The 22,743-nt window shown below is 40.6% G+C and carries 14 protein-coding genes; 9 read left to right on the top strand and 5 right to left on the bottom strand.

All coding sequences use genetic code 11. From position 1 onward, the window contains the following. Nucleotides 1-134: 134 nt before the first annotated feature. From HMPREF9449_RS15245 to HMPREF9449_RS15235, 3 genes are all read left to right on the top strand, one after another. The gene (locus HMPREF9449_RS15245; protein ID WP_009138165.1) at nucleotides 135-2,453 is read left to right on the top strand and encodes a beta-N-acetylhexosaminidase; all 2,319 of its coding nucleotides are present in this window, start codon (nucleotides 135-137) and stop codon (nucleotides 2,451-2,453) included. 42 nt (nucleotides 2,454-2,495) lie between these two features. Next, nucleotides 2,496-4,262, top strand: coding sequence for a bifunctional metallophosphatase/5'-nucleotidase (locus HMPREF9449_RS15240; RefSeq protein ID WP_009138164.1), 1,767 nt, complete (start codon nucleotides 2,496-2,498; stop codon nucleotides 4,260-4,262). A 386-nt stretch (nucleotides 4,263-4,648) separates the two neighbouring features. Beyond that, on the top strand, nucleotides 4,649-6,058 hold the full coding sequence (locus HMPREF9449_RS15235) for a NupC/NupG family nucleoside CNT transporter (protein WP_009138163.1): 1,410 nt from the start codon (nucleotides 4,649-4,651) through the stop codon (nucleotides 6,056-6,058). Between the two features lie 69 nt (nucleotides 6,059-6,127). Here the strand turns inward: HMPREF9449_RS15235 and HMPREF9449_RS15230 are convergent, their stop codons facing one another. Further along, nucleotides 6,128-7,075, bottom strand: a complete 948-nt coding sequence (locus HMPREF9449_RS15230; RefSeq protein ID WP_009138162.1) for a DUF4922 domain-containing protein — start codon at nucleotides 7,073-7,075, stop codon at nucleotides 6,128-6,130. Between the two features lie 233 nt (nucleotides 7,076-7,308). Between HMPREF9449_RS15230 and HMPREF9449_RS15225 the strand changes: the two genes are divergently transcribed. Continuing rightward, nucleotides 7,309-9,219 carry a sensor histidine kinase gene (locus tag HMPREF9449_RS15225; protein ID WP_009138161.1) on the top strand — a complete coding sequence of 637 codons (1,911 nt, stop codon included), beginning with the start codon at nucleotides 7,309-7,311 and terminating at the stop codon, nucleotides 9,217-9,219. On the opposite strand, the gene HMPREF9449_RS15220 is transcribed toward HMPREF9449_RS15225, so the two are convergent. Both HMPREF9449_RS15220 and prmC read right to left on the bottom strand, forming a co-directional pair. Continuing rightward, nucleotides 9,194-9,700, bottom strand: a complete 507-nt coding sequence (locus HMPREF9449_RS15220) for a regulatory protein RecX (protein WP_009138160.1) — start codon at nucleotides 9,698-9,700, stop codon at nucleotides 9,194-9,196. The two genes, HMPREF9449_RS15225 and HMPREF9449_RS15220, sit on opposite strands and share 26 nt — an antisense overlap. Nucleotides 9,701-9,754: 54 nt before the next feature. Then, on the bottom strand, nucleotides 9,755-10,603 hold the full coding sequence (prmC, locus tag HMPREF9449_RS15215; protein WP_009138159.1) for a peptide chain release factor N(5)-glutamine methyltransferase: 849 nt from the start codon (nucleotides 10,601-10,603) through the stop codon (nucleotides 9,755-9,757). 142 nt (nucleotides 10,604-10,745) lie between these two features. Here prmC and cls point away from each other — a divergent pair, with 142 nt between their 5' ends. Both cls and HMPREF9449_RS15205 read left to right on the top strand, forming a co-directional pair. After that, a complete protein-coding gene (cls, locus tag HMPREF9449_RS15210; RefSeq protein ID WP_009138158.1) occupies nucleotides 10,746-12,200 on the top strand; it encodes a cardiolipin synthase in 1,455 nt (484 codons plus the stop codon). Between the two features lie 75 nt (nucleotides 12,201-12,275). After that, the gene (locus tag HMPREF9449_RS15205; RefSeq protein ID WP_009138157.1) at nucleotides 12,276-14,651 is read left to right on the top strand and encodes a bifunctional UDP-N-acetylmuramoyl-tripeptide:D-alanyl-D-alanine ligase/alanine racemase; all 2,376 of its coding nucleotides are present in this window, start codon (nucleotides 12,276-12,278) and stop codon (nucleotides 14,649-14,651) included. A gap of 76 nt (nucleotides 14,652-14,727) precedes the next feature. Here HMPREF9449_RS15205 and HMPREF9449_RS15200 read toward each other — a convergent pair whose 3' ends face one another. Both HMPREF9449_RS15200 and HMPREF9449_RS15195 read right to left on the bottom strand, forming a co-directional pair. Further along, nucleotides 14,728-16,110: a thioredoxin-like domain-containing protein gene (locus tag HMPREF9449_RS15200; RefSeq protein ID WP_009138156.1), complete on the bottom strand. Its 1,383-nt coding sequence runs from the start codon at nucleotides 16,108-16,110 to the stop codon at nucleotides 14,728-14,730. Nucleotides 16,111-16,143: 33 nt separating this feature from the next. Beyond that, nucleotides 16,144-17,064 carry an NAD(P)-dependent oxidoreductase gene (locus tag HMPREF9449_RS15195; RefSeq protein WP_009138155.1) on the bottom strand — a complete coding sequence of 307 codons (921 nt, stop codon included), beginning with the start codon at nucleotides 17,062-17,064 and terminating at the stop codon, nucleotides 16,144-16,146. 157 nt (nucleotides 17,065-17,221) lie between these two features. On the opposite strand from HMPREF9449_RS15195, the gene mfd reads away from it, so the two are divergent. From mfd to HMPREF9449_RS15180, 3 genes are all read left to right on the top strand, one after another. Continuing rightward, entirely contained in the window at nucleotides 17,222-20,548 is a 3,327-nt protein-coding gene (gene mfd, locus HMPREF9449_RS15190) for a transcription-repair coupling factor (RefSeq protein WP_009138154.1), read from the top strand. Between the two features lie 10 nt (nucleotides 20,549-20,558). Next, nucleotides 20,559-21,290: a type III pantothenate kinase gene (locus HMPREF9449_RS15185; protein WP_009138153.1), complete on the top strand. Its 732-nt coding sequence runs from the start codon at nucleotides 20,559-20,561 to the stop codon at nucleotides 21,288-21,290. A 113-nt stretch (nucleotides 21,291-21,403) separates the two neighbouring features. Next, the gene (locus HMPREF9449_RS15180) at nucleotides 21,404-22,723 is read left to right on the top strand and encodes a tetratricopeptide repeat protein (RefSeq protein WP_009138152.1); all 1,320 of its coding nucleotides are present in this window, start codon (nucleotides 21,404-21,406) and stop codon (nucleotides 22,721-22,723) included. Nucleotides 22,724-22,743: the final 20 nt, after the last annotated feature.

The following is a 22,743-nucleotide window of genomic DNA, read 5'->3' as shown; positions in this document are numbered from 1 at the left end:
TATGAAGCTGTCGTTAGAAAGGTTGAAATAAAGGTTTTTCGAGGACATCCTGCCCTTTTTAATTTGCAGAATCTCACCATTTATTATAACTTGCAGCCGCTAAATAGATCAATTTTAACTTAAAGCAGTGGAAAATGAAAAGAATCAGTTTGCTTTTTCTCATCGTAATATGTGGTGTGGCGTTCTATGCTTGCGAAAATACGGAAGTGCAGCAATTGAACATAGTGCCCCGGCCGGTAGAGGTGCAGGTTACAAAGGGTCATTTCTTATTAACGCCCCAAACGGTGATTCAGGTGGAGAAAGGAGAGGAGAATATCGTCCCGGCTTGCCGCTTTTTTGCTGATTATGTCGGAAGATCATTTGGAAGTCCTTTGAAAATAGAAGAGGGAGGAAGGGCGAGAAACGCTATTCATGTGGCTATCGATACGACCTTGGGACAGGAAGCTTATCAGCTGACGGTGAATAAAAAGAAAATTGATATTTTGGCTGGAAGTGGGGTTGCTGTGTTTTATGCCTTTCAGACTTTACGTCAGATGACGCCTGTGGCTATGGAAAAAGGAGAAAAGATGACTGTAGCGGAGATACAGAATGCAGTTATAAAGGACGAGCCTCGTTTTGCTTACCGGGGAGCGATGCTGGATGTTGGACGGCATCTGTTTACGGTGAAGGATATAAAGACTTTTATCGATATGCTGGCTTTACACAAACTAAATCGGTTTCATTGGCATTTGACGGATGATCAGGGGTGGCGAATCGAGATAAAGAAATATCCGGAATTGACAAAAGTCGGGAGCATGCGCAAGGAAACGGTGATCGGACGGAATAGCGGAAAGTATGATGGACAGCCTTATGGGGGATACTATTCCCAGGAAGAGGTAAAAGAAATTGTTAAATATGCTGCCGATCGTTATATTACCGTAATTCCTGAAATCGAGCTTCCAGGACATGCTGGGGCGGCTTTGGCTTCTTATCCTTGGCTGGGATGTACAGGAGGACCTTATGAGGTGGTAAAGGAGTGGGGTGTTTTTGAAGATGTGTATTGTGCCGGAAGTGAAAAGACATTTCAGTTTTTTGAGGATGTTTTTGATGAAGTAATCTCCCTTTTCCCTTCTGAATTTATACATGTGGGAGGGGATGAATGTCCGAAAGAAGCCTGGAAAAAATGCCCGAAATGTCAGCGACGGATTAAAAAAGAAAACCTGAAGAATGAATACGAATTGCAAAGTTATTTTGTACATCGTATGGAAAAATATTTGAATTCAAAAGGGCGGAAAATAATCGGTTGGGATGAAATCCTGGAAGGAGGGATTTCTAAAACGGCTACGATTATGTCCTGGAGAGGAACCCGGGGAGGAATTGAAGCAGCTAAACAGGGAAATCAGGTGATTATGGCACCTAATACGTATGTTTATCTGGATTATTATCAGGCTTTAGACCGGGAGAAAGAACCATTTGCTATCGGCGGGTATTTACCTATTGAAAAAGTATACAGCTTAGAGCCCACTTTGGGATTAAATCCGGAAGAGAGTAAAATGGTGATTGGGGTTCAGGCGAACACCTGGACGGAATATATAAAAGATTTTAAGCATGTACAATATATGGTTTTGCCGCGTTTGGCAGCTTTATCGGAAGTGGCATGGACTCCCGCCTCTGAAAAAGATTATGCCAGTTTCATCAATCGGATTGTGGCTTTGTCGGGACGATATGATGCTTTGGGATATAATTATGCCAAACACATTTTGTCGGTAATCGGAACAACAAAGCTAAATCGGGAGAAAAAGGAATTGGAATTGACATTAGCTCCTACAGGAGGAAAATATGAAATTCACTATACTTTGGATGGAAATAAGCCGACTCTGGAGTCGCCTCTTTACAAAGATAAGTTGAAAATACGGGAAAACTGTTCTGTAAAAGCTTTGCTGTTCCGGGAAGGAGAGCCTTTGGGAAAAGAATATCAAAAACATTTTACATTCAGCAAATCGGCTTTTAAAAAAGTAACTTTGTCGAGCCAGTTGGCATTGACTTATTCTGCTCAGGGAGGAATGAGTTTAACGGACGGAGTGCGGGGAAGTGAAGATTTCCAGGATGGCAATTGGCTGGGAACTTCTATCGACGATATTGTTTTGGTGATAGACATGGAACAACCGACGACATATACAAAAGTAAGTGTCAGTTGTTTAAATCGTCCCTCCGATCGGATATGTTTGCCAGAATCCATAAAAGTTTATCAATCCAACGGAGATCAGTATTATTTTAAAGTCGCAGAATTGAAAAATATTGATTCCTTAAAAGATATGCAAACCAAGGGGATAAAAAAACTGGATATAGAAGTGGAAAAGGGAGAGGGGCGTTTTATAAAAGTTGTCGTGGAACGTAAAAAACGTTTACCGGAAGGGCATCCGGCTTCCGGAGCTGCTCCCTATTTATTTGTAGATGAAGTTGAGGTGAATTAGAAAAGGAAACCAGTAAGGTGTGTGATCATTAAATTTGTATCTATGAAATTGAATTTTTGGAAACTTTTGCCCGGGCTGATTTTGTTGGTCAGTTTGGCTTTATCTTGTGATTCAAAACCAGAAAAGGTCGCTTTGACAATTTACTGTACTTCGGATGTTCACGGTACAATTTTTGACTATGATTTAAAGCGAAATCGAGAGAGCCGTAGTAGTTTGGCGAATGTTTCTTATTATATAAAAGCGGCAAGGGCAAAAGACAGTACAGCTGTGCTGTTGTTGGATAATGGGGATTTTTTACAGGGACAGCCGACAAATTATTATTATAATTTTGTCGATACTTCCGGCATTAATCTGACGGCTCAGGTGATGAATTACCTGAAATACGATGCGGCTTCTGTCGGAAATCACGATATAGAAGCCGGACATCCTGTGTATGATAAAGTGGTGAAAGAGTTGAATTTCCCCTGGCTTTCTGCCAATACAGTCCGGGAATCGACAGGAGAACCTTATTTTAAGCCGTATACAGTACTCTACCGCAAAGGAATCAAAATCGCCATAGTGGGGATGACTACTCCAGGGATTTATAAATGGTTGCCTAAAAAATTGTGGGAAGGTATGGAATTTAAAGATATGATAGAAACGGCCCAATATTGGGTTTCTAAAATACAAAAAGAAGAGCAACCGGATTTATTAATCGGACTTTTTCATGCAGGTTTCGATTATAATTATGCCGGAGAAAATGCACATACTCCCCGAAATGAAAATGCCGGAGTTTTAGTTGCTCAGCAGGTAGAGGGATTCGATCTCGTCATTTTGGGACACGATCATCAGGAGAAGCAGATGGAGGTAATCGATAAAGGGGGGCATAAAGTAGTTATTCTGGATCCGAAATCCCATTCCACTTATCTTGGGAAAATTGAGGTGGAATTGAGTCGAAAAGGGAAACAGTATGCTAAAAAGATTACGACAGAATTGATTCCTTTGGCTGAAGTACCTAAGGATTCGACTTATCTGGCTTATTTTGCTCCGGAAAGGAATAAAGTGAAAAATTATATTGGAGGAGAGATCGGAGAATTTCGAGAAACTTTATCCGGACGGGATGGGATTTTTGGACCTTCAGCTTTCACTGATTTTATTCATAATGCACAGCTGACGGCCACGGGGGCAGATGTTTCTTTTAGCACCGTTTTACAAATGGATGCTTTGATTGAGAAAGGAACCGTGACTATACGGGATATGTTTAACCTGTATAGTTATGAGAATGGTCTTTATATAATGGCCTTTACCGGTAAGGAAATCGGTCAATATCTGGAATATGCTTACGGTTTGCAATACAATACCATGACTTCAGACCGGGATCATTTATTGCGTTTTAAGACGGATTCTGCCGGAAAGCTGATAAAAAATAATAGAGGAAAATACGTGTTAGCTACAGATTTTTTCAATTATTCTTGTGCAGCAGGTATAAAATACACTGTAGATGTGACAAAGCCTAAAGGAAAGCGGGTAGAAATACATTCGATGTCCGACGGCTCGCTTTTTGATGAAAACCGCACCTATCAGGTTGCGATTAATTCTTATCGGGGAAATGGAGGTGGAGGACACCTTTCAATGGGATTGGGTTGGAGTAAAGCAGAGATGGAAGCTCGGGTCATAAAAATAATGCCTAAAGATGTACGTTATTATTTAATGGAATATATTCTGGAGAAAAAAGTATTGAATCCTCAATGCCGGAACGATTGGAAAGTGATCCCTGCACAATGGTTTAAAAAAGGGAAAGAACGGGATTATCAGTTGATCTATGAGTAAAGAAGGAGTAAAAGAAACCTTCCTCCCAGAACTTTTGGTACGAAATAGCGGCTTTGTAAGCCTGAGGAGCAAAAGTCTTCAGATTTTCGGTAGGCCGACTTCCGGTTCTGAAAACAGAGGTAAATCAAGGTGTTTTGATCCGCCGGTCTGTAGCGTACAGCCTCGGTTTTAAGAAAATGTTAAACTTCAAAAAGTCAAAATTTTAATTTGGGTTTACCTTCTTTATATCTTCAGAAAAGTGGAACAGAATTTTCGGATTTTAATATTTATCTTTTAACTTTAACCGTTCTTTAGAAAGAAAACGTTTTAAATAATAGAAGGAGTTCGGAATCTGTATGAAGTACAGATCGTTATTCAGATTTTATCGGCTATTTAAATTGTTCTATATGTGTGGTGTTTTAAAAAAAATAATGTGTTTATTGCCTGTATTTTTATTGTTTACAGGGGATTTATTTGCTCAGTCTGGAAGTGGAATTCAAAGTGCTATCAATATTGAAAGTCATATTTCGTTTATGTCTGTCCTGAGAGGTTTGTTGGGAATTGCCACGTTGATCGGAATTGCGTGGTTGTTTAGTAGCAACCGGAAGGCGATTTCCTGGAAAGTAGTGGGAATAGGTTTGGTGATACAGCTTTTATTGGCTATTGGCGTGCTTTATGTACCTTTTGTACAGGCTTTTTTTGAATTTTTTGGAAAAATATTTGTTACGATTCTGGATTTTACCAAAGAAGGAAGTGTTTTTCTTTTGGGGGATTTAATGGATACCACCAAAACGGGTTACATTTTTGCTTTTCAGGTTTTACCGACTATTATATTTTTCTCTGCCTTGACTTCTTTGTTATTTTATTTAGGCATTATTCAAAAAATAGTGTATGCATTAGCTTGGGGAATGACGAAACTGATGAATATTTCCGGAATGGAATCTCTATCGGTGGCCGGAAATATATTTCTAGGTCAGACAGAAGCACCTTTAATGATTAAAGAATATTTGGATGATATGAGTCCTTCGGAGATATTTTTAGTGATGACAGGGGGTATGGCAACTATTGCCGGAGGGGTTTTGGCGGCTTATATCAGTTTTTTGGGGGGGGATGATCCTGTACAAAGGTTGGTCTTTGCCAAGCATTTACTGGCTGCATCTGTGATGGCTGCCCCCGGAGCTGTTGTGTTTGCCAAATTGCTGGTTCCCCAGACTCAGAAAGTGAATAATAATATACAGATCTCTAAGAATAAAGTGGGTAAAAATATATTGGATGCGATTTCTAACGGGGCTGCTGAGGGTGTAAAATTGGCTGTCAATGTAGCGGGTATGTTATTGGTGTTTGTTGCTTTTATTGCTTTTGCCAATTATTTATTTACCAAATTTGGTAGTTTGGTCGGTCTGAATGAATGGGTGGCTCAGGTGACGGATGGGCGTAGTACTGCTTTTAACTTACAATTTATATTGGGATATGCTATTTCTCCTTTGATGTGGCTGATTGGAATTTCTGCTGACGATATGGTGTATGCCGGAAGTCTTCTGGGGCAAAAGGTGATTATGACGGAATTTATCGGGTATGTGGATTTGGCCAATTTAAAAGCTGCTGGAGCCTTTGCACAGGCAAAATCTATTATTATGTGTACTTATTTCCTTTGTGGCTTTGCAAATTTCGCTTCTATCGGAATTCAAATCGGAGGAATCGGGGGATTAACTCCTAAAAATAAGCCGTTACTGGCAAAATTTGGAATGAGGGCTCTGCTGGCCGGGACCTTGGCATCCTTGCTTTCTGCTACGGTTGTCGGAATGATTATCGGATGAAAAGTTTAAATACTCGAACGTTTCCTGAAGGAGGCTGGAAGATAGGTAGAACGGGATAGCAAGGAAATATTAATTCGTTGGAATTAAGGTACGAAGAGAAGAAGATAATTTTTCCCATGTTTCATTTGTCAACGTGAGTTGTCCGAATAAATCGGCTAGTAATTCCGGTGTGTAGCGGTCATAATCCTCTTTTCTAGGGGTTACGAGTAGTCCTGCAAAGTCGACGCAGCCAGGACTGAATAATATTTTGTCATTTCCTTCTTCGTAAAATTGCCGGGGGCGTAAACCCCGACGGGGGAAAATAATTACATTCCAGTAGGAGGAGGTATACCAGCAAAGGAGATTGATCATCGGTTCGGGTTGGGAAGGGATATTTTGGCTCAGCAAAGACAGGATTTGCAGAAATAAATTTTCCAGTAAATCGGGTTGATCGGAGGTAAGGACAATGATTTTACGCATATAATTTTCAATCGTACCGATTTGATAAGAATGGGTTTGCCGGAGTACTGTGCAGTTCTCGATTTCCTTTTCCACAGGCATCACCCCTCGCGTTGCCATTTGAAAATGAAAATGATCAGGGGCAGAAGCTCCGCATTTTGGGCCGTTGTAAAAAAAAGTATAAGCGGGGAAATCTTTTGCCAGCATTAACATATCCCCGAAACGCCCGTCTATTAATTGTGGTGTATGGTGGCGGTCCGGAATTGTGAAATGTCTGTCGAATATTGGATAAGGATTAATGAAAATATTGTATTTATTCCTGTAGGGAATGCCTTTTTGTCCTGGTAAAAGGTTTGCGGCACAAAGGAAACACTTGCGTTCCTTCAGTGTCTTTTCATCTACTTTGGCGGCAGTAGAACGGATCCGTTCCGGGTTATATTGAAGCTGAAAAAGAAAGTGATCCCCCTTAAGCGTTCTGTACAGGGCTTTTTGAAGGTTCAAAAAATTCGTTTGTGCTATTTTAAAATCCTTTAATTGAGAGGTAAAGAATTGTTCCGGGTCAATGAGGGGGGATGTCATTCTGTATTCGATTTAATCGTTTATTGTTATGCTTTGGTTTATCCGTATCACTCCTTTCACAGAGTAAATGAAAAAGGGAGTAAGAAAGTCCGGGGACAAAATGGGGTAAAGCTGTTTGTATAGGATGCAAGAGTTAGGCATTTACTATTGTTTAAGTTATATTTCCTTCAAATATATAAAAATCAAATTAAAATTGAATATCTTTGTCCCAATTCATATAAAAGGTGATAAATGTGATTAGGCATTGGGTTCTAAGAAGTGTGTTTTTTCTTTTCTTATTTCTGCAAAGTACCGCCGGGGTTTTTGCGGAAGAACACGAACGCCCTATTTTGATAATCAGTTCTTATAATCCTGAAACCTTTCAAACTTCTCAGAATATTTCCGAGTTTTTGGAAGAGTATAAACTTCTGGGAGGTACCCATCCGGTCGTTATTGAAAATATGAACTGCAAGAGTTTTTCAGAAGCGCCGCTCTGGAAATCTTATATGAAAAATATTTTCGATAAATACAGGGGGGAACGGCGTCCGGCTTTGGTTATTTTATTGGGACAGGAAGCTTGGGCCTCTTATATTTCCCAGGAGCAGGTTATGTACGAAATTCCTCTTCTCTGTGGAATGGTGAGCCGGAATGCCATTATCTTACCAGATGATACGGTTGATTTAAAGAATTGGGAACCGGAGAGTCTGGACGTATTACAAGAACAGAAAATTAAGGTAGCCGGTTATTTATATGATTATGATATAGAGAAAAATGTACAATTGATCCGGGATTTTTATCCGAACGTACAGCATATCGCTTTTGTGTCGGACAATAGTTATGGCGGGGTGACATTGCAAGCCTATGTAAAAAAAGAAATGCAAAAATTTCCGGATATCGATCTCATACTTTTGGATGGAAGAAAACATACGATTTATACAATTGTAGATAAAATTGCAAAGTTGCCGGAAAATACCGTGATATTAATGGGAACTTGGAGGGTTGATAAAAATGAAGGCTATTTTATGCGGAATGCTACTTATTCCATGATGTCTGCAAATCCGAAGTTGCCGGCATTTTCTATGACTTCTATCGGGTTGGGACATTGGGCTTTGGGAGGATATATTCCTTCCTACCGGACGATTGGAAAAGATTTGGCTCGTCAGGCAAACGCTGTTCTGGAAAAGAAAAATGGGGAAATCAGGAAGATTATACAGTTTATTCCCAATCGGTATGAGTTTGATGCTCATAAATTAAAAGAAGCAGGATTAAGTGAGAAAATTTTACCTCAAGGGGCTAAGCTCCTGAATAAAGATATCAGTTTCTGGGAAAAATATCGTTTCCAACTGACGCTTATAGCTTTGGCTTTTCTTTTCTTATTGGTCGGGTTCTTTATTACGTTGTATTTTTATCTGAGGACGAAAAAATTGAAAGATGAATTAGAAGAATCGGAAATTGAGTTGGTGGCTGCGAAGGAAAAAGCGGAGGAGTCCGATCGTCTGAAGTCTGCTTTCCTGGCTAACATGAGTCATGAGATACGGACCCCCTTGAATGCAATTGTCGGATTCTCTAATGTTTTGGTTTCGGATGATTTTTCGGAAGATGAAAGGCAAAGGTTTGTCAATATTATTCAAACCAATTCAGACTTGTTATTGCGTTTGATTAATGATATTTTGGATATTTCCCGTTTAGAGACAGGACGGTTGAAATTTACTTACGAGAAACATGATTTAATTCATTTGTGCAGGGGAATTCTTTCTACCACAGCTTGTTCCCGTAAGGGGGGTGTCGTATATGTATTTAATCCTGCCGTAGAGACTTTCGAAATAGAGACAGATGGACAGCGTTTACAACAAATTCTTATCAATTTATTGTCCAATGCAAATAAGTTTACCGAAAATGGCGAAATTCGGCTGGATCTGAAAATCGATGAACCCGGCAATAAAGTATTTTTTTCTGTTACAGATACAGGTTGTGGAATTCCATTGGAGAAACAGCAGGTGATTTTCGACCGCTTTGCCAAATTGAATGAATATGCGCAGGGAACGGGACTGGGTTTGGCTATTTGCCGGATTACGGTCAATATGTTGGGAGGAGAGATTTGGGTAGATAAAGATTATACAGGCGGAGCTCGTTTTGTATTTACTCATCCCATACATCGTCCCTAGTATTTTCCGGGAAAGCGGAATGATTTTCTGCTTTTAATAAATCCAGGCAACGCCTGATTGTATCGTAATCGAAGCCACGGCTCAGACCGAACCTAACCAGGCGGGGGGTATTTTGAATGTCTTTTTTTTCTTTGAATTTCAGCTGTTTTTGCCGGAATAATTGCAGGCAGGTTTGTTCGTAAGCCTCTTTGTCCAGTTCGCTTAAAGCTTGGGAAATAAAATCCGGCGCAATTTCTTTTTGTTTGAGCATGAGGGAAATTTTCTGTTTTCCCCATTTATTGAAACGGAATTTATCCCGCGCGTAAAATTGAGCATAGCGCTGTTCGTTTATAAAATTATTCTTTTGCAGAAATTCAAGAATCGTATCGATATCCTTTTCCGCAATTTCCCATTTTTCCAATTTTTGCCGGATTTCCTGCCGGCAATATTCTTTTTTACTGCATAAAGTTGTCACCGTCTTGAGTGCTTTGGAGGTATCCATTATGTATTAACTTTTTAGGTATTTTTCGTTTCTGTATTTAACCCTTGAACAGTTTCACTTTTTACATTTTACGAAGCGGTCTTTCCCAAATATATCCTGTTTCAATTCGATATGCTGATAGTTAAATTGCCGGAGCATTTCTTGTATTTCTTTTCCGAAAGCTTCGTTAATTTCAAAGAAGAGAGAACCTTCGGGAAGGAGTATTGCTTGGGCCAGTTTTGCAATCTGATGGTAAAAAAGCAAGGGAGACTCATCCGGTACGAAAAGAGCCTGAGGAGGTTCAAAATCCAGTACCTGTTTTTGCATTTTTTTCTTTTCGCATTGGCGGACATAAGGAGGATTACTGACGATTAAATCGTATTTTTCTTCTTTTTCGGCTTTGTAATTTAAAATATCTTTTTGTTGAAATAAGACGGGAGCTGCATTCGAGATGGCATTATGACGGGCAATTTGTAAAGCTTCTTCGGATACATCCACCGCCTGTACACGGGCTGAAGAGAAAATGCGAGCTAATGTGATGGCAATGCAACCGCTTCCTGTACCGATATCCAAAACCTGTCGGGGAGAAATAACAGATTCTTTTATCCAATAGATTAATTCCTCTGTTTCAGGACGTGGAATAAGCACTGCCGGACTGAGTTTAAATCTTAGACCGGCAAATTCTGTCTCTCCGATAATATACTGAATCGGTTCATTTTTTTTCAGGCGGACCGTGATGTCATAAAATTTATTTACAAAGCTTTCCGGTAAACTTTCGTATTTCTTGAGATGGATATTTATATTTGTATATTTTAAAACATCCATAAAAATGAGCCGGCAAATACTGCGGATTTCGTTCTCGCTATATGTATCTTTCAGCTCTGATAATGCGTATTGTGTTAGAGAAAACAGGGTATTGTTCATAAAGCAAAAATACGAAAATGTGCTGATATAACCATATCCGTTTGGGAAGAGGATGAAATAATTTGGTATATTATTTGTTTAGAAAATTTAATTTTAAATTCTCTGATACGACAAGAATTTTAGATATGGATGATCCAGGATTATGAATTGGTCTGTTATTATCGTTTATGCCGGAGTGATATTGTATTTTCTTACAATCCTGACGATTGTATTCAATATCGTGATGGAAAACCGTAATCCGGTACGTACTTTGGCATGGGTTGTAGTCGTTTTGATGGTGCCTTTTCTCGGGATGATTTTCTATATTTATTTTGGGGTGAACTACCGCAAGAGTAAGATGTTTTCTATGAAAGGATTGGGGGATATGAAGTGGTTGCAGTATATGAGCGAGGATCAGAAACAACGTTTGAAGAAAGCGGAACTTCTGAAAAAAGAAGATATGAAGGAGGTGCGCAAGCTCATGACATTGTTGTTGAACAATAGCAAAGCTTTGTTGACCCGTTACAATAAAGTGGATGTTTTGAATAATGGAAAGGAGACTTTCCCGGCCATTTTTACGGCTTTGTCGAAAGCCCGCCGGTATATTCATCTGGAGTATTACATTATAGAGAAAGGAGAATTGGCTACTCGCTTGAAAGAGTTACTCATAGCTAAAGCAAAGGCCGGAGTAGAAGTCCGTTGTATTTATGACGATGTGGGCTGTTGGAGTTTGCCGAAGAGCTATATTCGGGAGATGCGGGCGGCAGGTATACAGATTTATCCTTTCCTGCCGGTACGTTTTCACCGGATAGCCGATAAAGCCAATTACCGGAATCACCGTAAAATTGTAGTGATTGATGGGGAGACAGCATTTGTCGGCGGGTTGAATTTTGCAGACCGCTATCTGACAGGAGTTCCGGGGATCGGTGTTTGGCGGGATACTCATGTGCGCGTAAGAGGGGAAGCTGTCACTTCTTTACAAATCGTGTTTTTAATAGACTGGTATTTTGTGCGGCAGGAACTGTTACTGAATAAGGAAGAGTATATGCCTTATAAACGGGAGGACGGAAATGTAGTGGTACAAACGGTCGCTTCGGGGCCCGATAGCGATTGGGCTTCCATACAACAGGCTTATTTTACGCTTATTAATATGGCCAGGCATTACGTGTTTATTTCTACCCCCTATTTTATGCCGGGGGAAACCACTTTAAGTTGCTTAAAAGCAGCGGCCATGGGAGGAGTAGACGTGCGTATACTTTTGCCGCATAAATCGGATTCTTACCTGACAAATTGGTGTTCGCGTTCGTATGTGGAAGAACTCTTAGAGGCTGGGGTGAAAGTCTATTGGTACCAAAAAGGAATTAACCACAGCAAGGTAATTGTCGTGGATGGAATTGTCGGCAGTGTAGGGACAGCGAATGTAGATATGCGGAGTTTTGAGGAGAATTTTGAGGTAAATTTGATTGTTTATGACCGGAATGTGGCTAAAAATCTGGCTACTTATTTTATGGAAGATTTAAAGGATAGCGAAGAAGAAAGCATGCATCGTTGGAAGTTCCGGACCAGATGGCAGAAAGTTCAGGAATCGGTTGCCCGTTTGTTTGCCCCTTTGTTGTGATAGAAAACGGCAACCCGTAGCCCCCTGTTGAGCTTTTTTACAGGAAAACAGTGAATGTGGTAAAATAAATAAAAGATGGAAATTAGTATTGACAGCCGTTCTGTAATTGCTCCCGAAGCGACTATGTTTTTTGCATTAAAAGGGAAAAACCATGATGGACATGATTATGTACAGGGATTATACGAACGGGGAGTGCGGGATTTTGTGATCAGTGAAAAGAGAAAAGAATTTGCCGGACTGAAAGAAGCCCGGTTTTACGAAGTTGAAAATGTGCTGGAAGCTTTGCAGGAATATGCCGGGAGATACAGGCGGGAGAAAAAAGCTGAAGTAATCGGCATAGCCGGTAGCAATGGAAAAACGATTGTAAAAGAATGGTTGTATCAATTGCTGTCGGGAAATTTTTCCGTTTATCGGAGTCCCCGGAGCTATAATTCCCAGGTAGGAGTTCCCCTATCGTTGTGTGGAATAGGGGAATCGACTCAGATTGCCTTAATCGAAGCGGGAATTTCTTTTCCGGGAGAAATGGAAAAGTTGGAACAGATGATCCGGCCGGATATTGGTATTTTCACCCATTTAGGCGATGCTCACGGGGAAAATTTTACCTCTTTGGCTGAAAAATTAGCTGAAAAAGCAATTTTGTTCCGGCATTGCCGGATGGTGATCGGACAGCAGGGAGAAGCATTGGAAACCATTCGAAGTTTCAATGGACAAGCCCGGATAATGAGTTGGGGGGAGGAGGAAGAGGCTGAGGTCAGATGTAAGACTCTTCAAAAGAATGAGAAGGAACGTAAAGTAGTTATTAGCTATCAGGGGAAGAGCTTTGAGCTTGTCATTCCTTTTCCGGACGAGGCTGCTTACGAAAATTGTATGAATGCTGTTTGTGTCCTGCTATGGAAAAAAATACCTTTTGAACACATTGCCGAACGGGTAGCTTCTTTACAACCGATAGCGATGCGTATGGAGATAAAAGAGGGCATTAACGATTGTGTGCTGATAAACGATTATTATAATTCCGATGCAGCTTCTTTTCATTTGGCTTTAAATACATTAATGATGCAGGATGAAGCAAAAGAGAGGGCTGTTATTCTTTCGGATTTTATCGATACAGGTTCTGAGGAAAAAGTGCTTTATCAGGAAATCGCAGAGAGTTTAAAGCGGGCGGAAGTTTCTTTATTTATTGGTATCGGAAGTCAGCTTTCCCGGTACAGTTCTTATTTTCCTATGCCTGCCCGTTTTTATGCGGATACCGACAGCTTTTTAAAACAGGAGAATCGAGAAAATTTCCGGGAACAGGTCATTTTGATTAAAGGGGCCCGGCAATTCCGTTTTGAGTTTATAGCCGGATTTCTTCAAAAGCAAAGTCATAATACCGTTTTAGAAGTCGATATGGATGCGATGATTGCGAATCTGAATTACTTTCGTGCTTTGATTCCGGAACATACTCAATTAGCCGTAATGGTAAAAGCTTTTTCCTATGGTTCCGGTTCCGGCGAAGTGGCTAGTTTATTACAGTATCAGGGAGTTGATTATTTAATGGTGGCTTTTGCAGATGAAGGTGTAGCGCTCCGGGCGGAGGGAATCAGTATACCCATTGCTGTTATGAATCCACAGCCGGAAGCTTTTGACAATATGATTGAGTTTTGCTTGGAACCGGAGATTTATTCTTTAGAAATACTGAGAGCTTTTGACAGGGTTTTAGTCAAACACGGAATTGAAAATTATCCTGTACATTTAAAATTGAATACCGGTATGAACCGTTCCGGGCTGGATAGGAAAGATATCCCTGATTTATTGGCTTTCTTTAAAGAAAAAAGGCATGTGAGGATACAGACGGTCTTTTCTCATCTGGCCGGAAGTGATGAAGCCCGGCATGATGCTTTTACCCGGCAACAGGTGGAATGTTTTAGTACAATGACCAGACAGATACAGCAGCATTTTGATCATAAGATTATGCGTCATATTCTGAATTCTGCCGGAATAGAACGGTTCCCGGAATATAGTTTCGATATGGTCCGCCTGGGGATCGGTTTGCATGGAATTAGTGCTGCCGGAGCGGTTTTGCAACCGGTTAGTTCTTTTAAGACTTATATATCTTCTGTCAGAAATGTGCCGGCGGATCAGACAATCGGGTATGGCCGCAGAGGAATTACCAAACGGGATTCCCGTATTGCTGTCGTCCCGGTCGGCTATGCCGACGGTTTAAACCGGCATTTGAGTAATGGAAAGGGAGAGATGCTAGTGAGAGGGAAAAGGGTGCCGATTATCGGAAATATTTGTATGGATACCTGTATGCTGGATGTTACGGATACGGATACCCAGGTAGGGGATGAAGTAGAGATTTTCGGAAAAGATATTCCCGTGACGGAGATCGCTGAAAAATTGGATACTATTCCTTACGAGGTGCTGACCGGAGTTGCTCAACGGGTGAAACGGATCTATTTTAAAGAGTGAGAAGGTGGACCGCTTTGGTCGGGAAAGCTTAAAAGAAAAGGAGAGCTGAACGAATTAAGGTTGGGGTAACTTTTGTTTATTTCAGGTCCTCGATGTCTCTTTTTAGTTCCTCCAGGGTTGTTGGTTTGGATAAAATACGGTGATTTTCATCCAACAGGAATAGAGAAGGAGTGGCAAAAAGGTTAAAGCGGGAAGCTGCCGGGCCGTAAAAACCTCCTCCAGCAAATGTATTTATCCAGTCCATAGGGAAATTCCGGGAAAATTCAATCCAGTTCTCTTTTTCCTCGTCGATAGAAATACCGATGACTTTTACAGGGGTGAAAACACCTTCTTTTCGGAGGGAAGAAAGAGCGGATAAAAGCGTTTTACAATGAGTACAGCTGGTTTGCCAGAATAAAAGAAGGGTATAAGGGCTCAGTTCTGATTCGATATCGATGGGTTGATCCTGAATATCTGTTACAAGAAGAGGAGGGATCTTATAGCCGGGAATCATTTTTTCGTATCCGTGTAACCGTTCTTCGATTAAATTGATAGAACCACCGCATTGTCCGGTATAAGAATTGGAAAGGTATACTAAAACTCCGTTCATTTTCATGCTTTTGAAACCGGCCGTTAAAAATTTCAATAAAGCAGAACGGACTTGTTCATTTTCGCTGATCTGGGGTATGATCTTCTCCAAGGCTTGGATGACGAGGGTTTCGTTTTCTGGGAGACTTGAGTGGGGATCCAGGAAAAAGCGGAGATATTGAAATAGCCTGTCTGTATAAACATTGGTATAGAGGAGAGTGGTATCTTTAAAATCGATATGGTCCAGATAATGGTTTTTATAAATAGAGTCTCTTTCTTGCTTTGTGCTAGGAGCTGGAATAAAAGGTTGTTTCTGCTGAAGAATGATTCGGGCCGCTAGTGTACCGGGATAGAGGCAAACCAAGCTGTCAATGTATTTTTCTCTTTCCAGCTGACAGTTTTCATAAGCTTGAAGAGAGGAATGATAAAATTCGTCCCGGACCGGATATTGACCGATGATTTGTTCCAAGGAGGCAATTCGGTGAAGCAAGTACTGGTCTTTTTTTTGGAAATCGAAGTAGATTTTGTTTTCCGGGGATTGAAGAACCTGAATAGAATTAGAGGGATCATTGTAATCTACCGATAAGTCGATAGCTGCTTTGTTGAATAAAATGTCCAGGGTTTTCGTTGGTTCGCCCGTATGTAAAGAACCGGAAGAAGGATTTAGTATAAGTCTGAACATCCCTGTATGCGTAGAGGCCGGAATCTGAAAAGATAATAAATCTTTTTGCCGGCTGGGCAAGCTATCTAAAACATACGTATTTCCGTTGTAAATACGCAATAGCAGGGGATTACTCTTTTCCGGCAGATTTTTGACATGAATATGGAGCCGGAACTCATTTCCGCAACAAGAACAAAACAAACAGAGGAAAAATAAGGTGAGTTTAGACATCCTTTTGGCGTTTCATGAAAAAGGGGAAATGGTTTATTGCAACCATTCCTCTATATTTCGAACAACAATTTTGACCCTTTCCGCAAATGCTTCCTTCGTCGCATATCCGATATGAGGAAGCATAAGTAAGTTCGGGGCATTCAGTAATTCATAATTTCCCGGTAAAGGAGGTTCCTGATCGTATACGTCCACGGCTGCCCCTGCAATTTTACTTTTTCTTAAAGCTTCATGAAGAGCCTTTTTATTGACAATAGGTCCCCTGGCTGTGTTGATAAGGATGGCATGGGGTTGCATGAGCTTAAATTCCGCTTCTCCTATAAAATCCTTTGTTTCGGGGGTAAGAGGGATGTGTAAGGAAATGATATCCGCTTCTTGTAAAAGGGTATTTTTGTCTACCATGCGGATATTTTCCAATTCTCTGGGGGTACGGTTGTAAGCGATGACCCGGCAGCCAAAGGCAAGTCCTAAGCGGGCGACCTGATAGCCGATAGCTCCTGTACCGATAATACCCAGGGTTTTCTGGTGTAATTCTGTTCCGAGAAAATTTTTCCGGTCTCCTCCCAGACGGGTGATAGCATCTCCCCCTACGATTTTACGGTACACAGCGATCATCATCCCTATCGCTAATTCTGCTACGGCATGAGTTGAGTAGCCGGCAGCATTGCGGACAGTTATGCCCCGCTGCCGGCACGTTTCCAGATCGATATGATCTAAACCGGTGAATGCGACGGAAATCATTTTCAGATTGGGACAATGATCCAGAAAGTGCTTGCGCAGTGGGATATTACTCACTACGATAATGTCGGCTTTATGTCCTCTTTCGATTAATACCTCTTCCTCTTCATTTCTGTCGGGGTAATAGGTGATCGTGTGGCCTGCTTTTTTTAAGGGTTCACATAATTGTGAAATCACACATTCACATACTCCCAGGGATTCTAAAAATACGATATGCATATCTTTTTGTTTTTGAATTTCGATTTTCAACAAAGTTAATGACTTTTTCTATTTTTCTTCTGTTTTACGGAACCACTTTCTGAAGGGCTTCGTTTTATTTTTCTTTTCTTCTATTCAATATTCGGTATATAGTTTTTATTTTTGTAAAAAAAAGAAGTTGGATATAAAGGAATTATTAGGGACCTATTTGTCTTCGGCGGTTATTGGGAAATTAACCGCCAAATTGCAAGGTGTAGGCAAATACAGACTTGTCAATAATGCAGGGTCGGTGACGGCGGTGATTACCAGTGCAATGTTAAAAGCCCGCCCGGGATTTCGGGTGATCGTGTTGAACGACCGGGAAGAAGCTGCTTACTTTTACAATGATATGCTGGCTTTTACCGAGGAGTCGAAAGTGAGTTTTTTGCCTTCTTCTTATCGCCGGACCATTCAGCGGGAAGAAAAAGACAACGACTCGGTACTAGTGCGGACAGAAGTACTGAAAAATATTGCTAATGCGCGTTCCCAGGTTCTGGTTACTTATCCGGAAGCTTTGGCAGAGAAAGTGGTTGCGAAAGAAGTGTTATCCCGCCTGTCGATGATTATACACAAAGGCGATCATTTGTCTATTTCTTTCGTGGAAGAATTACTGGAGCAATATAATTTTGTGCGGAATGACTTTGTGTATGAGCCCGGACAATTTTCGATACGGGGAAGTATTGTCGATGTTTATTCTTTTGCAGAGGAACGGCCCGTACGGATTGATTTTTTTGGGAATGAGGTGGAGAGTATCCGTTTTTTTGACGTGGAGACTCAGCTTTCAGAACAATTGATCGAAGAGGTATCTATTATACCGGATCTCAGTAATACCAGCGATTCGTTTGAATTTACAGAACTCTTTCATTATTTTCCGGAAAAGCCGGTCTGGTGGATTAAGAATGGTATGTTCCTGTACGATCGTTTAAAGGCTTTACAGGCGGAGACGGAAGAAGATATCTTGATATCGGAGAAGACCTGTTTTGATTATATCGAAACGTGTAGTGTAGTAGAATGGGGACCGGATATATTTTTCCGGGGAGAAATCCTCGATATGAAATGTGAAGCTCAGCCGATAGTCAATAAACATTTTGAATTATTGGCGGATACTTTGCAAACCAAACAGGCTGCAGGTTATAAAATATATATCTGCTCTGTCAATGATATGCAGATACAGCGCCTTCGGGATATTTTTTCAGACAAAGGATATTCAATAGATTTTACTTACCTGAACGGAGTCGTTCACGAGGGTTTTTCCGATGACCAATTGCGGATATGTGTTTATACAGAACATCAGATATTTGACCGCTACCACAAATATAAACTGCAGACGACCCGTATTCGGAAAGGCCGGGAGTCCATCACCCTGGGAGAATTACAGAATCTGCATCCCGGGGATTATGTCGTGCATGTCGATCATGGGATCGGACGCTTCGGAGGATTGGTAAAAATCAATAATAACGGGAAAGAGCAGGAAGCTATCCGATTGGTATATAAGAATAATTCCGAATTGTATGTAGGGCTCTATTCCCTTCACAAAATATCAAAATACAAAGGGAAAGACGGTGTTCCGCCGACTGTCAACCGATTGGGAGGAACAGCTTGGAATCAACTGAAACAAAAAACCAAATCCAGAGTCAAAGATATCGCCAGGGAATTGATCGCTTTGTATGCCAAGCGGAAGAAAGAGAGGGCTTATGCTTTTAGTAAAGACAGTTATTTACAGGAAGAAATGGAGGCTTCTTTTATGTATGAAGAGACGCCGGATCAAATGAAAGCAATAGAGGCGGTTAAAAGCGATATGGAACGTCCCGAAGTCATGGATCGTTTGGTTTGCGGAGATGTGGGCTTTGGTAAAACGGAAGTGGCCATACGGGCGGCTTTCAAGGCTGTAGCTGACAGCAAGCAGGTGGCTGTTCTCGTTCCGACGACAATATTGGCTTTCCAGCATTATAATACCTTTCTCAAACGTTTGGAAGGAATGCCTTGCCGGGTAGAATACATCAGTCGTATGAGGAAAAGCGCAGATGTGAAAAAAGTTTTGGCTGCTTTAAAAGAGGGGAAAGTGGACATTATCATCGGTACTCATCGTCTTACCGGAAAAGACGTTGTTTTTAAGGATCTGGGGCTCTTAATTATAGACGAAGAACAAAAGTTCGGGGTCGGGGTAAAAGAAAAACTGAAAAGTTTAAAAGTTAATGTAGATACCATTACCATGACGGCAACCCCCATTCCCCGAACGTTGCAATTTTCGTTGATGGGGGCCAGAGATATGTCGATTATCCGGACAGCTCCTCCCAATCGTTATCCCATTGTGACGGAATTGCATCGTTTTGATGAGAAATTGATACGGGAAGCGATATTGTATGAAATATCCCGTAACGGGCAGGTTTTTTTCATTCACAACCGGGTGGAAAATATCCGGGATATACAAGATATGTTGCACCGGATTGTACCGCAGGTGAAGACTTGTGTGGCTCACGGACAAATGCCCGGAGAAGAATTGGAAAAAACCATGCACGATTTTATCCGGGGCGATTACGATGTGTTAATTGCTACGACTATCATTGAATCCGGTTTGGATATTCCGAATGCCAATACGATGATTATCAATCAGGCTCAGAATTATGGATTGAGTGATTTGCATCAGTTAAGGGGGAGAGTGGGACGTTCGAATAAAAAGGCTTTTTGCTATTTGCTTACGCCTTCTTTGGAATTGATGAATCCGGATGCACGACGCAGATTGAAGGCTATTGAGGATTTCAGTGGGCTGGGGAGTGGTTTCAATATTGCTATGCAGGATTTGGATATCCGGGGTGCCGGAAATATTCTGGGAGCAGAACAATCCGGTTTTATATCGGAAATCGGTTATGAAACTTATCAGCGCATTTTAAACGAAGCTCTCTTGGAATTAAGGGATGAAGAATTTCCGGATTTCTCTGCCGGACGAGAGGATGCTTGTAAAGAATACGTTGCAGAATGCAGTATAGAAACAGATTTTGAGATACTGATTCCGGAAACTTATGTCGAAAATGTAAGCGAGAGAATCCGTTTGTACCGGGAGCTGGATAATATCGAAGAAGGATCACAATTAGAAAAGTTTGCAAAGGAATTGCAGGATCGTTTCGGAGAATTGCCTGTGCAGGTAAAAGGTTTGATCGAAATTGTAAAAATTAGAAAAAAATGTCAGGCTTTGGGGATAGAGAGAGTGTTGGTGAAAAACGGGAAAATGATTACCTATTTTGTCGGGGAACAAACCTCACCTTTTTATTCGTCTGCTGTTTTTACACGTTTGCTGAAGTTTGTACAACGTCAGGAGTTACCTTGCCGGATGAATGAAAAAAACGATAAGCTTTCTTTGGTCTTTACTGAAATTACAAATGTGGAAAAAATGTCCAGGTATGTGGAAAAAATGTCCAAAAACATTCTGGAAAAAGAAGAAGAGGAGAAAGACCCAAAGTTAAACTAATGTAAAAAGAATGAATTTAATTATAGATATCGGAAATACCCGTTTTAAATATGCTTTTTGTATTCCGGGAAAAGTCGTAAAGATAGGAGTGGGTTGGGAGAAGTTGCTAGAGGAGATGGAAGAACGGAAATTGCAGGGAGAAAAGTTAGCTATTTTTTTATCCGGAAGCGGACGGATAGAAGAATCTTTAAAAGTACAATTGGAAAAAGAAGCAGCGTATTGGTTGGATGCATCCGAGGAGGTGAAATATCCCTTGAAGATTGATTATCAGTCGCCAACAACCTTGGGCGTGGATCGTGTTGCCGTTTGTGTGGGGGCTTGTTGTCTGTTTCCGGAAACCGATTTACTGGTGATTAATTCGGGCACGGCTATTACATATAATTATGTGACGAAATCGAAGGTTTTTCTGGGAGGTAATATTTCTCCGGGCCAGGAAATCCGTTTCCGTGCTTTGCATTTGTTTACAGCCAAATTGCCTTATTTGGAAGGAAATGCAGAATTTGGGGAAATGGGCAGAACGACCGAGGAAGCCATTCGAAACGGGGTTATGAATGGCATGCTTTTTGAAATTCAAAGATATATCGACTCTTTTTACAGAGATTTTCCGGAAGGAAAAGTCGTACTGACAGGCGGAAATAGTTTTTATATGAAAAGTAAATTATCGCCTGTAGTTGCTTATGAAGAAAATCTAGGTTTTATCGGATTAGACCTGATATTAGAATATAATAAAAAAAATAACTAAATATTAAATTAATATTGCAATGCTGTGGTTTTTAAAAAAATAGTCCTATTTTTGCACACAAAATGGTATAGATTTTTTTACACAAAGATTCAGATATAATAAAAAAAATAATTATGAAGAAGTTTTTTGTCTTAGCGTTTGGTATTTGTCTATTTACAGGGGTTGTTAATGCTCAGACACTGGATTCGAAATTTGGGATCGATAGTGCGAAAACGATTGAGCAGGCCTCTATTTACAGTGAATTTGTGAAACAGAAGAATTATAAAGATGCATTGCCTGCATGGAGGTATGTATTCAATAATGCCCCCCGGTTTCAATTAAATACCTATGTCAGAGGTGAGGATATCATGATGAATATGTATATGCAGACCAAGAATCCGGCTTATGTGGATACATTGATGATGGTTTATGATCAGTGGATTAAATATTTTGGAGACCATTCCCGTTTTGGAGAAGGCTACACATTGGGTAAAAAAGGATTTAATCTGTATCGCTTAAAAACGAATGATGTCGCAGCTGCTAAAGAAGCTTATGGATATTTATATAAATCGTACGAAATGGAGGGTGCGAAGACCCATCCGCTGACTGTAAAAGTGACTTTTGCTGTTGCTGACGACCTGTTGAAAAAAGGAGAAATTTCGAAAGATGATTATGTAAATTTGTATATGAAATTTACGGATTATGCTGAAAAAGGAAAAGTAAATGCTAAGAATCCTGATGCTTATGTAGACGTAAAGAATACAATAGACGCCTTATTCTTCAATGCCGGCGTGGCTGATTGTGAGACATTGGCAAGTTTCCTGGGACCGAAATTTGAAAAGGATCCGGAAAATCTGGAGGTTTTAAAAGAAGTGTCCAGCTTGCTGAGAAGAAGTGAATGTACGGATATACCGTTGTTCGCTCAGGTTGCAGAAAATTTGTACAAGCAGGAGCCGACAGCTACGGCAGCTTATAACTTGGCGATCATGTTTTTGAAAAAGCAGGAATTCGATAAAACAGAAAGTTATTTGAAAGAAGCGATTGAAAAGAGTGATGATAACATCGATAAAGCAGATTATTATTTGAGATTGGCACAAATCAGCCTTTCTAAGAAACAATTAATCGAAGCCAAAAAGAATGCCTTAGAGGCTATAAAATTGAATCCGAATTTAGGTGCCGCTTATATCATTATCGGAAATGCCTATGCTGCTTATAGCAAAAATTACGGAGAAGACGATTTCGATCATGCTTCCGTATTCTGGGCTGCCGTTGATAAATTTGTTAAAGCCAAACAAGTAGATCCAAGTGTAACCGAAGAAGCGAATAAACTGATTAACGCTTATTCACCTCACTTCCCCAGTAAAGATGAAGCTTTTTTCAGAAGTGTTACTTCGGGAACTTCTGTAAAAATCGGAGATTGGATCAACGAGACGACTACAGCTAGGTTTAGATAGTAATCAGAATATGGGGATTT

Source organism: Odoribacter laneus YIT 12061 (assembly GCF_000243215.1).
In the GTDB taxonomy this organism is placed as follows: Bacteria; Bacteroidota; Bacteroidia; order Bacteroidales; family Marinifilaceae; genus Culturomica; species Culturomica lanea.
This window is presented reverse-complemented; position numbering and strand designations above follow the sequence as displayed.

Excerpts from the sequence above, each read along its gene's own strand:
- HMPREF9449_RS15220 (WP_009138160.1), bottom strand. The coding sequence starts at position 9,700 with ATGGATACCTCCAAAGCACTCAAGACGGTGACAACTTTATGCAGTAAA.
- HMPREF9449_RS15235 (WP_009138163.1), top strand. The coding sequence starts at position 4,649 with ATGTGTGGTGTTTTAAAAAAAATAATGTGTTTATTGCCTGTATTTTTA.
- HMPREF9449_RS15180 (WP_009138152.1), top strand. The coding sequence starts at position 21,404 with ATGAAGAAGTTTTTTGTCTTAGCGTTTGGTATTTGTCTATTTACAGGG.
- cls (WP_009138158.1), top strand. The coding sequence starts at position 10,746 with ATGAATTGGTCTGTTATTATCGTTTATGCCGGAGTGATATTGTATTTT.
- HMPREF9449_RS15230 (WP_009138162.1), bottom strand. The coding sequence starts at position 7,075 with ATGACATCCCCCCTCATTGACCCGGAACAATTCTTTACCTCTCAATTA.
- HMPREF9449_RS15195 (WP_009138155.1), bottom strand. The coding sequence starts at position 17,064 with ATGCATATCGTATTTTTAGAATCCCTGGGAGTATGTGAATGTGTGATT.
- HMPREF9449_RS15200 (WP_009138156.1), bottom strand. The coding sequence starts at position 16,110 with ATGTCTAAACTCACCTTATTTTTCCTCTGTTTGTTTTGTTCTTGTTGC.
- HMPREF9449_RS15240 (WP_009138164.1), top strand. The coding sequence starts at position 2,496 with ATGAAATTGAATTTTTGGAAACTTTTGCCCGGGCTGATTTTGTTGGTC.
- HMPREF9449_RS15185 (WP_009138153.1), top strand. The coding sequence starts at position 20,559 with ATGAATTTAATTATAGATATCGGAAATACCCGTTTTAAATATGCTTTT.
- prmC (WP_009138159.1), bottom strand. The coding sequence starts at position 10,603 with ATGAACAATACCCTGTTTTCTCTAACACAATACGCATTATCAGAGCTG.
- HMPREF9449_RS15245 (WP_009138165.1), top strand. The coding sequence starts at position 135 with ATGAAAAGAATCAGTTTGCTTTTTCTCATCGTAATATGTGGTGTGGCG.
- HMPREF9449_RS15205 (WP_009138157.1), top strand. The coding sequence starts at position 12,276 with ATGGAAATTAGTATTGACAGCCGTTCTGTAATTGCTCCCGAAGCGACT.